The organism is Pseudomonas sp. Tul2A7 (assembly GCF_054790505.1).
The window spans coordinates 78,207-90,552 of the sequence record NZ_CP186499.1; the positions used below are offsets into that span (position 1 = coordinate 78,207).

Here is a 12,346-nt window from a genome sequence, read left to right on the forward strand (position 1 = left end):
TTCAAGCTTCAAAACGGCCTCACCCTCGCGGGTGGGGCTTTTGCACATTCTCGATACCAACAAAAAAGGAGGAAAGTGATGAGTCTGGAAACCTGGCTGCTGTTCAGCGGCGCTGCATTAGTGGTGATCCTCATTCCGGGGCCACTGTCACTGCTGATGATCAGCAACAGTCTGAATTACGGTTTGCGCCGTTCTTACCCGGCGTTTCTTGGCGGGGTAACAGCATCGATCTGCTTGCTCAGTGCCTCGGCGCTGGGCCTGGGCGCGCTACTGCTGGCATCGGAACAGCTGTTCAGCGCTCTTAAAATTGTCGGCGCTCTTTACTTGTTCTACCTCGCCTGGCAGAGCTGGCAGCAATCGCGCCAGCCATCGACGGGTGCCGAAGTCCCGCAAACAGCGGCCGTACCACGCTTCCGCGCACTGTTCGGGCGCGCCTTCGTGCTGGGTGCAAGCAATCCGAAAGACATCCTGTTCTTCGCCGCCTTCCTGCCCCAATTTCTCAACGCCGAACAACCATTCCTGCCGCAGTTACTGGTCATGATCGCTACCTGGACCGTGCTGGATCTGCTGTGCAAGCTGTCATACGGCCTTGGCGCCCATGGCGCAGCGCGCTACTTGCGTAGCGGCAAGGGACAAAGTTGGTTCAACCGGATCAGCGCCGGTTTGTTTGGTGGAGCAGGCGCCGCGTCTTTGCTCAGCAGCCACTGATTGAAATAAACCCGTGCATTGAACAACCGCCAATGACAACCACCCTGCATTTAAATATCCAGGGTGGTTTCTCATCCCCGGTACTGCGTAGCGGCATTAATTGCCCGGCCTGATGAGCGCCCAATCGTAATACATCGCAATACCCCATCGATATACAGCAACAAGGATTTGCTCATAACATCACGTCTATTCCGTACAACAAATTGCCCTGAACAAGGATGTTCAAATGGCCACATTGATTCAAGACTCCGTCATACACCATGACACCGTCGTCATTAACGACATCGATATTCATACCAATGAAAAAACAACTTCGACTCTGGATTTGACCAGTGAGTCGGACAATTCAGCGCTGCCAAAAAACCCTGCAAAGACCGCTCAACTGAAAATGGTCGATGACTTGTTCGGTCCGATCGAGATTGGTTCGCTATCGGTGACCCGCGTTTCCCTCGATATATTGGGCGCCACGATCGACGGTCAGTCCTTGAACGGTCGAAACACTTTTTTCCGCACACCGAAGCGCTCTTTCATCAACTCGTTACAGTTCAACCCGGCCAATGTCGAACTGCAGATGCGGCAATCGGCGGGTACAGACAGTTATCTATTGCCGTCGCTGCTATTCGAAGTTGCCAGCCGACGTCCACTGACGGCGCCTCCTGTAATGAAAGAAGCAGTTGGCGAGGAGATCGATGCGGACGGCTATCGCGGCAAACTGCAGAAACTCTTGAATGCGGCACAGAGACTCGATCTCAGACACGCGCAATTACCCCGAAAAACACATCGCTGGGTCAATATCGCCAAAAGTACGACGACGCTGGGTTCGAGCCTCGGTATTCAAGGGTTTGGAATTTACATGGGCTTGCGCGGAATTTATGACGGGATAAGAACCAACAATACCGACGAGATCGTGATCAACACCACCGGCCTCGCCTCCGAGCTGGGTTCCATTGCCGTTGATATCGCCGTGACCCGGTCCGCGACGCAGATGCTCAAAGCCGGACACAGTGCCTACACCGACTTTGTCAAAACCCGATTTGCGATCAGGTTGAGCCGCTCCGGAGGCCTGGTCGGTGGCGCCCTGACGCTGCCTTTCGATATCTATACCGCCGTCAGGTCATTCAATGCTGCCGACAATGCAAAAGGCAAAGAGGCCATAGACCATTACGTCAGCGCTGGCTTGAGTATCGCCAGTGCCGGCATGACAGTGATTCTCGGCCTGGCCGCACTGGCCGGTTTTTCATTCGCCGGGCCGGTCGGCCTTCTCGCTGGTGCGTTGCTTGCCGTCGGCTCACAGATTTATGGCGCCGTACGGATCGTCGATGACATTGATGATTACATCGAACTCACCGACGAGGAGCGCTGGCGTACAGGCTGGTTTTCGTTCGTGGGAAAGAGTCCCGACAAAGATGTCCAGGACCGCTATTCCATAGCCAAAGCCACGGTTGAACATAGCCGGCAATTAAAACGGACCGCCCGAAGATTGCTCGATGGGACCTGGGAGAAAAAGCTCGAAGCTGTCGTCAACGGCGCATTCGAAGTAGAACTCGAGCCGAGCCGCAGGTTGATCAGAAACTGGTGGACCAAGCAGGACAGTTGGGAAACGGTCGATGTGCCAAAAATCAAAGGCAGGGATGACACGATCGATGCCCGAGACGGCGTCACACCTGATACTCCCGGCGCAGAACTTGGAACCGCCGCAGCGCACAAAGGCGTCATCTGGTTCATCGGCGACGGTAAAGACGTGATCAAAGGAGTGAAAGAAAAACCCAACACGGTTCATTACGGCGCGGGAATAAAAGATCTCACGGGAGGCGAAAAGGATGACCGGTTTGTCTTCGAAGCGGCCGGGAAGCTGATCGCGACGGGCGCCGACGTGCCCGGGTATTCGAAGATCAGGGGCGGCTCTGGCAACGATACGCTGGTGCTGGAAGGCAACTACATCTCAAGATTGCCCGGAGGCTCCGGTTATGACGTCGACCTGCAATACGGTACGTTGCATGTCAGCGTGACAGACAGTGAAGCAGAGGACGGGAAAAAACATACCTTCCATAGTTTGCTCGAAAGTATTGAAAACATTGAGACCGTGCGTGGCGCCACTTCAACCGTCAACGGTACGGACGGCCCCAATATCATCCGATCCCAAGGCAGGGACACGATCACCGCAGGCGGTGGCGATGACCAGATAGTCCTGTCTCACACCGGTGCCTCTGCACACGGAAACGCGGGAATGGATACTTACATCATTGCCCACGTCCCTGGCGATCTGGCCATCTTCGAGGACGGTGAACAGGCCAGCGTTATTGCGTTGAACTGGCGAGCGGATCAGATTGAAAGCTGGGCCATCAAAGAAAACAGCTTGGTAATCACATCACGATTCGACTTTTATGAGATGCCCAGGAATGTTGTTTCCGTCCATGACATTTATCAGCAAGTGGATAGCAGGCTCACGCTGAAAAACAATAAGCTGACGTTTATCACCAAGGATGACTTTCACCTGGTACCGGACTTGCCGGAAACCATCGAACACAACAAGAACATTGATGTACATGCAGTGATTAGCAAAGTCGGGAGACGACAGGGCCCGATTATTCTTAACGCCGATACACATATCATCAAAGACGACAGACCGCTGGACTTGTTCATCCCGAAAACCCATGACCTGACCACGCTTTATCTAGCGAAAAAACGCAATTCGGTAACCCGTCTGTTTGTGGACTATTCAAGCGCAGAACTAAGCAAAGTCGAGGCCCGCTTCTGCGCCAGAATATCCGACGCCAATGGCGACCTGGTGGTGGGGTGTGATCTGTCCTGCCACTTTGCAGATAAATCGTTACTCATCAAAGGCTACTCGACCAAGCGTGGCGGCATGGACCCGATGAATCTGCTGAAGATCATGAGAGCCATGGACACTTATCTCGATCATAAAGTGACACTGGTCTTCAAGGATGGCGTCGCAGCGAATTTACGCCTGACTCCGGAAACCGAGGCACAACCGGCTGATGCAAAATTTGCCGTGTTTGCCTTCACCGAATGGACCACTTCGATTTCACTCCCGCTGCAACTGCTGCCCGGCGACTACGCCTACGACCTGGCGCAGAATGAGCCGTACCAACTGAAGGCCAATGCCGGATGCGCCAAGCTCTACGCTTATGCGCTCCAGCCCGGGCTGGACACACTGGAAGGCCAGGGCTCGACGTACCTGGTTCACCTTGCCGCCAACATGCATATCCGTCTGTGTACGCCGGGCGCCCTTGCCAGCTCCAGCCTGCGCCTGCCATTTGCATCCACCTGGGACCTGGACGCCACGGAACTCGGCAAAGTCGACATCACCCTCGAAAACAACCAGTTGCAAATCGGCACCTGCGTTATTCACCTGCCGACTTACGACAGCGAAGACCTCATCGACCAGGTGCGTGTGATCACCGAAAAGGGCATCGTCCACACCGTCGACCTCTCCTTTGACTGGGTGTATCAGGATGGACTGGACGCGCGGTTCTTTAAAGAGCCCGATGCGACGGCGGCGTTGCCGGACGAATTCGCATCGGTCGCCGACAAAGTGTTGAAAGTCAGGTACATCGCCCTGGCCGACAATGAGCCCGGGACACTGAGTTACAGCTTGCCGATGCGGCGATGGATCCTGGATAGCGACAAGCGTCGAGTCATCGATTACTCGCAACTGCAGGTTTTCAGATATTGCACGCATCAACGACCAAGCCTGTTAACCCCGGCACCTCCACTGATCGAGGTTCCGGCGGCGTGAGCCTCTGCGCCGGGTAACGCCCGACAGACCTGCATCATCCGCAACAACGATCACTGACGCCTCGAAACCTTCCCAGGCCCGACTCATCGGAGCTGGCAGCGCGTGCGTCCGGCGAATGCAAACAGATCATTTCCTTTATTCAGAAACGCCTATCAACAGGATGTTGTTCATGGCCAAGCCCCCAAAGAAAGTCGCTGGTTCCGCCAGTACCGATACACCCGCCACCACACGACTACCCGAGGCAGAGCCTCTCACAAATCGTCTTCAGGCAGCCGGCCCTTCCACCGTGCGACTGCCTGGCGATCCGACGCCCTTCGCGCATTTACCGAATGTGCAGGTTGACGCTGATTTGAGTCGACCCGCCGTGATCGTGAGCGACATGCCGCAACTGGCCGTCGAATCGGCGAGGAACGAAATCGCCTGGCCGCGCAGTCGCTATGCGGAACTGGCGCCTTTCGGTGCCGCGGATAGCGGGCTGTTTGAGGGGCCGGATTTGCGCATATACGCAGAAATAGGTACGGAAGGCCGCTTTCAGGTCGAGCAGAACGCACAGGGGATCTACCACGTACCTCTTTCCTTCGCGCCCGGGGTTCCCGGGCCGGTCCTGGCGAAAATCGACGGCCAGCCACGCTGGCGGATCGAACGCCCTGGCTGGCAATCACCACCGATCTCGGCCGAGTCCCCCCCCACCTCACGCTCACCCGCCTACCTTGCCCCTCAATTGACTGCTCTGCTGGAGCCGGCACTTTCGACGGACGGAATCCGTTACGACAAGCACAATAAAGCCTACGTCGAAATGGAAGGGGGGATGGTTCTGGTGGGCAAGCGCCGCGACGGGCACTACCAGGAAATATCCGCCAGCGAACGATCGTCCTCCGGTGCCGAGGTGGAGATGATTCCGGGCACAAAGCTCTGGCGCCGGAAAGTCCCGGTCAGTCCGACTGAACAGTCCCCCGCGCCATCCGGCCTGCGTCCCACTGCCGAGTCAGACGCTGCCCAGCCTGGCCCAAGCAAGCGACCACGGCTCGATAAAGGTGCGGATCCGGACCAGCCAACCTCCGCTGACGCGGATCAAACACCATATTTCTGGTTGCCGTGGGGACATTTGAACCCACCGTCATCGGGAGAGTCGGTGCAATTGGGCTGGCTTCATTACTCGATCGTGCCAATCGGCACGGCCCCCAACCGGCTTCCCAAGGTGTACTTCCTGCAACACCCGGAGTTTGTACCGGCGTATTTCGATGCCTTTGAACAGATGTTGCGCGACGCACCTGACTTGCAGCCGGTTGCAACCTTTCGCATCGGGTATGAGCCGGGCGAGGCGCGACCGGGCAAACGCTTCTTCGAGAAGCCGTTGTCGCAATCCGTCGCCGAGACCTTCGTGGATTTCTCCGCGTTCACTTCACGGGCCGTCGCCAGAAGACTGTTCGAACTGTCGGATTACCCACCTGCCATCACGGCCACCGGACTGATGAACATACAGGCCGTGTTGCATCAGTGGAACCACAAGCCCTTCCCCACGGTGCCTGCCTATGCCGACCCGCTCAACCTGTTGCCCGTCGCTTCCACCAGCGAAATCGCGGGCAGGAAAGTCATCAAACTGCGGCCGCAGGTCGAGGGTGAACTGCACAGGCTCACCTTCGATCCGCAGCATTTCGCGTTCGAATGGCGGCACTACTCGGCTGACCCTTCTGACTACAACCTGCGGCGTCTGGTCGGCGCCCTGCTGATCCGCAGTGGCTATGACGTTTTCCCGCTGACGCACGATCACCGCAGACCGGCGCTGGTCTTCAAACGCGCAGATCAGGAGACGGTTTTTTTCCTGAAACTGGGGGTGATCAAACATGAACTGGTGTTGCATAAAACCCTGCCGGGTACCGAGTTGGCCGATCCGGATCTGCCCGCACGCATCGGCAGTGCCGCGCACCTCGCGCTGACGAGCGCCGACGCGCAAAAGAATCTGGTGTGGTTGATCGGCGGCGTGCTGAAGACCGAGTCGGCCGCCGATTCGGTGTTCATTCTCAGAGAGCGTTGAAGCCCGCCGGGAACCCCTGTGTCTCGCGCCTCGAGGGTTCCCAAGCGGCCACGGATACTCTTCGATAACACTGACATGCCTTGCATCATCTGGCCAAAAAGCAAGACGTATATACCGCACGCCACGACTGCCGATTGCCGAACATAAGTGCTCTTGAAACCCGCCGCGCGATTTCAGAATCGTTGCGGCGCAAGTTCGCCTGATCATTTTGGCGCGTCCGCTGCAGAGCCTCGGATGCCGCTTTATCGGAGCACTTCAATGGCTAAGCCACCCAAGAAAATTCCGGCTTCAACGTCAGCCGATACATCACTGCCTCCGCCGAGGCCAGACACCCCGGCGGATACGCGCGCAGGCACCGGGCTTCCCATCGCCGACACGGCAGGCGGGAGTCCGATGCCGGGTTCATCCTCAGCGATGATCGCCTCCGATGTGCCCGGCCAGCGCCCAAGCGTCATCGTCAACGCCCTGCCCGACCCGCTGCCCCACTCACTCGTCCAACCCACGCAACCGGCGCCGGGAGCAGCAGACTCGACGCCGCCGCACGCAGGTGCTGCGGAGGGGGCCGGCAACATCAACATTGCACCTGAGCTGGCGGCACTGCTGATGAATACCCCGCACACGCCGGAAGGTTTTCGTCACGACAAACGTGGTGCGTCGTATATCAATATGGAGGACGGCAGTCTCTGGCTGGTGCGCAGACAACCCGAGGGGCATTACCGGCAAGCCTCGGCCCATGACCGAAACTGGCTTGGCGCTGAGGTTGAACTGATTCCCGCCAGCAAACTCTGGCGGCGAGTAGAGCCGACATCCACGACGGCAAAACGTCCGCAGGCAGATCCAGAGCTCCCGCCTGCTGAAACGGCGGGGCCGAGCAAACGGCCGCGTCATGAACAGGCCGACACCGCTCGGGCAGACGCATTGATGGAGTCGTTGATTTCGCGACAGCCGAATGTTTTGGATCTGTCTGCTGGCCAATGGAAAAACTGGGGGAAAACCAGCAAACCGGAACAGGGCGACTCGATAGAAATAGACGGCGCCCACTTCTCGATTGTCTCCACTGGCGGTCAACCGCACACCGGCCTGGTTTACGTACAACATCCGCGATTTTCGCCCGAGGGCTACGACGGTTTTGAACACGTACTGGTCAATGAGCCTTCACATCAGCCGAAGTGGGCAATCCAGCGCGACGGCCAATGGCACGTCGTGGAAAACCATTTGCCGTTCGAAATGCCAATGGCGCAATACGTCTCCAGTGCCTTCAAATATTTGTCGGAACATACCGAGCGCGCCCTCGCACGCGGGGTATTCGATCACAGCAGACAATCCAAAGCCCTCGACAACCATGCGTTGTCGATGATGGTGTTGACCTTTCGGCACTGGCACGACCGCATCAATAACGAAGCGCCGACCACACGCGGCCTTCTCGACCCGTTGATGCTGTTGCCCAGACTGTCGGCACAGCCCGACCCACTGTATCCCGGCGGCCTCCTTTCCTTGCCCCCGTCCAACGCGCATAGGTTTCAGCGGATCGATTTCGATCCACAGAAGTTTCCCGGTGAATGGGCCGAATACGCAGCAGCACCCACCCCTGCCAATCTGCGCAACGTGTTCGGCACGCTTCTGCGCAACAACGGCTACACGCTCAATCCGTCCTCGCGCGCATTGCAGGAAGGCGCATTGATCTTTCACCGCGAAGGCGTCGCTGCGGTGTTCGTGTTGAAACTGCCGCGCATCACCGGTCACTCGATTCCTCGCCCCACCTTACCAGGCAGCGAAATCTCCGGTTCCGCGTTTCAGGCAAGGCTGACCCCCGTGGCCCAGCGCGAATTGAACATCCACCTGGCCCAGAAACAGGTCATCTATCTGGTGGGCGGCGTGCAACCAACCGGGCCGGGCAAAAAGAGTTTCTTCATCGTCAGAGAAGGCTGAAAGCCGTTTGCAACCCAATAACCCAATGGAGCACCAAGGATGGTGAAGCCACCCAAACCAATTCCACTGACCATATCGCCCGACACCTTGTCGACTCCGCCGAGACCGGGATCGAATCAGTCCGCGGGCCCCCGTTCCGGCACCGACACTCCCGATCTCGCGGCAGGCAACGCTGTCCGCACCCCAGAACCGTCGGCGGATGTTGCACCAGACGCGACCGGGCGCCTGCCATCGGTAGTGGTCAACGCATCGCCTGAATCGATTGCCAGGTTGCTGGAGAGCAATATGAATTCCATTACCTGGCCCGCTGCCAATGCTCATATGTTGCGCGCGATCGACAATGGCCTGTTTCACAGCCCGCAGGGCGGCACGTATGCGCAGGTCATCGGCGAGGGTTACCTGCAAGTCGAGCGTCAAACGAACGGGCGTTATCGAGTTTTCTGGCCTGCGTCTCTGGGGGAGCCCGGCCCGTTTCTGCAACAGATCGACGGTCAGCCCTTGTGGAGGCCCGACTCGGTTGATCGAGCGGTGCTCTCCCCCGAGGCAGATCGTGCGAGGGCAGGCGCATCAGGCGGCGAATTGCCCAGTCACTTCACGGCCGACCAGGCCAACTGGCGAACAAGAAATACCGCGGCCAGCCCGGACGGCCTCCGTCACGACAAACGCGGAGCGACCTATGTCGAGATGCAAGACGGCACGCTCTGTCTGGTGCGTCGGCAACCCGAAGGGCACTACCGGCAGGCTTCCGCCCACGAACGAAACTGGCTCGGCGCAGACGTTGAACAGATTCCGGGTAGCGGACAGTGGCGGATAAAAACGCCGCAATCATCATCGCAGCATGATTTACCGCACCCCGTGCACAAACGGCCTGCGAGCGAGGCCGACGAAAGTTCGCCCGCACCCGGCAAACGTCCCCGCCTGGCAGAGGAGCAAAAACCAGACGACACAGGGTCAATATCCGGGACGACAGCCGATGCCCGACCGCTGACACCGGCCACGTCTGCCGGGGAATGGCGGCACTGGGGGATGACCCTCAAACCCGAATGGCATGACTCCATAGAAATAGACGGTCAGCACTACGTGATCGTGCCGCAACGCGTACTGCCTGACACTACCCTGGTCTTCCTTCAACACCCGCTGTTCAGTCCGGGTCGATACGACGCGTTCGAGCAGATGCTCAAGAACAATCCGTCACTGCAACCGAAGTGGGCCATCAGGAAAGATGACCAATGGACAGTGGTGGAACTCCCGTCATTCGAAAAATCGCTGACTGAGTCTGTAGCCACCTCTTTCCGGTACCTGGCCGACCACTCCTTGAGCGCCATCGCCAGAGCAGCGTTCAACGAGGTCAACCACAGCGAAGTCATCAACGGTGATGGACTGCGCGTGTTGTTCGACACCTTCTATCACTGGGAAAACCGAACCCTTGCCCTCGCCTCCAGACGCGAGCTTGCTGACCCGCTGATGATGCTTCCCGTGTTGCCCACCCAACCCTCCGCCCATCTGAATGGACAGACACTGTTGCTGCCCTCGCCCTTTGCCACGGGTCTGGAACGCATCGACTTTGATACCCGGATGTTCGAACAACGATGGCGTGAGGCCGTGCACGCCCCCGGCTCCAGCCTGCGCGCGTTATTCAGCGAGCTTCTGCAGGACAACGGTTATGCCGTGGATCGCACCAGTCGACTGTTCAGCGAGGATGCCTTGCTGTTTCAGCGCAGCACTCTGGACGTGGTGTTTGTCTTGCGTCTGCGTCCAAGCACCCCGGACGGGAGGGTGAATCGCAGGAGCGATCCTGGCGATGAACTGCTGACGCCGACACTCAGGGCCCGCCTGGCGCGATCCAGATGGCGGCAAATGCTCGAACCCGACAAGGTCATTTACCTGGTCGGCGGCACGCAAACCGTCTCTGCGCAGCAGACGCTGCTGTTCATCGTCAGAGAAGGTTGAGCGCCATGTCCATCCCCAACCAACCCCATCGAGAATGACCTGCATGGCCAAACCACCAAAAAAAATCCCGGGTACCGCCGTAGCCGATCCCACCACGGGGCCCCGTTCACCGGCGGCGGAGTCGGCTGATATCAGTCCCGTCCCTGGCGCGGCTATCGACACCGTGCGGGTGGGTGAACAGCGCATGGCTGACCTCACACCCCATGTGCCGACCGGCGAATTGACACCCCCACCATCGGTGCTGGTCAGCGACCTGCCTGCCCACCGTCCATTGTCACCCAATACTGCGTTGCGCTCGCTCACCTGGCCCGCTGAAAACCTGCATTTGTTGATTCCTCTGGATATCGACAGCGGCTTGTCCACCAGCGCCGATGGCAGGATTTATGCCGCTGTCGAGAACGAAGGCCATTTGCTGGTCGAGCGCCAATCCGACGGTCGCTATCAGATTCCCTTCGATTTCGCCCCCGGAGTGCCCGGCCCGTTCATCAGCAAAATCAGGGACCAGTCATTGTGGCGTTTCGAGATCCCGGACTGGCTTGTCGAAGACTCAGGCAGACCAGCCCCCTTCACGCCCCCGCCTGGCCCGATTGCCGGTCACACGCCGACATACCTGGCGCCGCATCTGGCGGCCCGGCTTTCTCCAGCAACAGACTCACCTGATGCGATCCGGTATGACCGGTACCGAAAAACCTATGTGGACACCGCCGAAGGCACGGTCATGGTGGGGAAAAATGACAAGGGCGATTATCAGCAAACCTCCGCCGCAGATCGCCACCCCTCTGGCGTATTTCTGGAACGGATGCCCGGAACGCTCTACTGGCGGCAAAAAAATCCGCAAACCTCTGCCCGCCACGACAATCCACGTCAGGAAAGGCGCCGACCTGCGACGCCGACCGACTCCGCACCTGGCCCCGGTAAACGGTCGTTCATGGGCAACGACGCAGACAGTGCCAGCGATACGCAGGCACTTGCCCAAAGCCTGATTTCGTCCAGCGATGGCACGCTTGATCTGTCTCATGGGGCATGGCGCGACTGGGGCAAGACAACCCCTTGGCCGCTGGAGACGCACATTGAAATCGACAACCTTTATTACCCGGTGGTGACTCAGACCCTGATCGCCGACACCCCCATGGCCTATATGAAACACCCACGGTTTTCACCGGATCTGTATGACAGTTTCGAGCGCATGCTTGTCACCGACCCCGCCTTGCAACCCCGGTGGGTGGTCAAGATCAATGATCGATGGAGCGTTCTGGGCCAGCGCTTGCCGTTCGAGTTGCCGCTGACGCAATACATTTCAGCCCATTTCAAATATCTCACCGAGGAATCGACCAGTTTCCTCGCCCGAGCCATGTACAACCAGGCCAACAGATCCGAAATCATCAACGGCCACGGTCTGGCGGTATTGAATCAGACGTTGCGCTTCTGGGCCGACCGGACGAACAACAAGGTGCAGCGACAGGATCTGGCCGAGCCACTTTGCCTGTTGCGCAAACTGCCGCCCTTGAATGAGGCCCAACGGTCATCAGCGCTTCCTTCCTCGCTGGGTGAAGGTTTGCAGCGACTGGATTTCGATCCGGGGCAATTTGCTCAGCTCTGGATCGATCATGCCGTGCTGCCGGCGACACCTGAACTGCGAAAACTGTTCAGCGCCGTACTGACGAAAAACGGCTACCGCCTCGAGCCTGCAACGCTCAGCACTGGTGAAAACACGCTGCTGTTTCACCGGGAAAAGATCAACAGCCTGTTTGTATTGACCTTCCCTGCAGTCAGCGGTCAGCAAATACAGCGCAACGCAACGCCCGGTATTGCCTGGAGCGATACCGACCTGCAAATCCGTATGGGTGAAAAACAGCAAACATTGGCCACTTATAGAGAGGAACAGCGGCTGGTCCATCTATTGGGTGGCATTGATAAACGCACGCAACGTCTGGCAACGCTGTTTATCGTCAGGGAGGGCTGAG

General features: G+C 58.2%; 6 protein-coding genes. All 6 read left to right on the forward strand.

The window, feature by feature from the left end; translation table 11 throughout:
- The first annotated feature begins 78 nt into the window (after positions 1-78).
- The 6 genes from ACOYXJ_RS00465 (at position 79) to ACOYXJ_RS00490 (ending at position 12,345) form a co-directional block, all read left to right on the forward strand.
- Positions 79-708: a LysE family translocator gene (locus ACOYXJ_RS00465; protein ID WP_460367343.1), complete on the forward strand. Its 630-nt coding sequence runs from the start codon at positions 79-81 to the stop codon at positions 706-708.
- A 226-nt stretch (positions 709-934) separates the two neighbouring features.
- On the forward strand, positions 935-4,468 hold the full coding sequence (locus tag ACOYXJ_RS00470) for a calcium-binding protein (RefSeq protein WP_460367345.1): 3,534 nt from the start codon (positions 935-937) through the stop codon (positions 4,466-4,468).
- A 169-nt stretch (positions 4,469-4,637) separates the two neighbouring features.
- Positions 4,638-6,503: a hypothetical protein gene (locus ACOYXJ_RS00475; RefSeq protein WP_460367347.1), complete on the forward strand. Its 1,866-nt coding sequence runs from the start codon at positions 4,638-4,640 to the stop codon at positions 6,501-6,503.
- Positions 6,504-6,896: 393 nt separating this feature from the next.
- Positions 6,897-8,432, forward strand: coding sequence for a hypothetical protein (locus ACOYXJ_RS00480; RefSeq protein ID WP_150794452.1), 1,536 nt, complete (start codon positions 6,897-6,899; stop codon positions 8,430-8,432).
- A gap of 285 nt (positions 8,433-8,717) precedes the next feature.
- Positions 8,718-10,382 carry a hypothetical protein gene (locus ACOYXJ_RS00485; RefSeq protein ID WP_460367349.1) on the forward strand — a complete coding sequence of 555 codons (1,665 nt, stop codon included), beginning with the start codon at positions 8,718-8,720 and terminating at the stop codon, positions 10,380-10,382.
- Between the two features lie 43 nt (positions 10,383-10,425).
- Positions 10,426-12,345 carry a hypothetical protein gene (locus ACOYXJ_RS00490; RefSeq protein ID WP_460367351.1) on the forward strand — a complete coding sequence of 640 codons (1,920 nt, stop codon included), beginning with the start codon at positions 10,426-10,428 and terminating at the stop codon, positions 12,343-12,345.
- The last annotated feature ends 1 nt before the right edge of the window (position 12,346 follow it).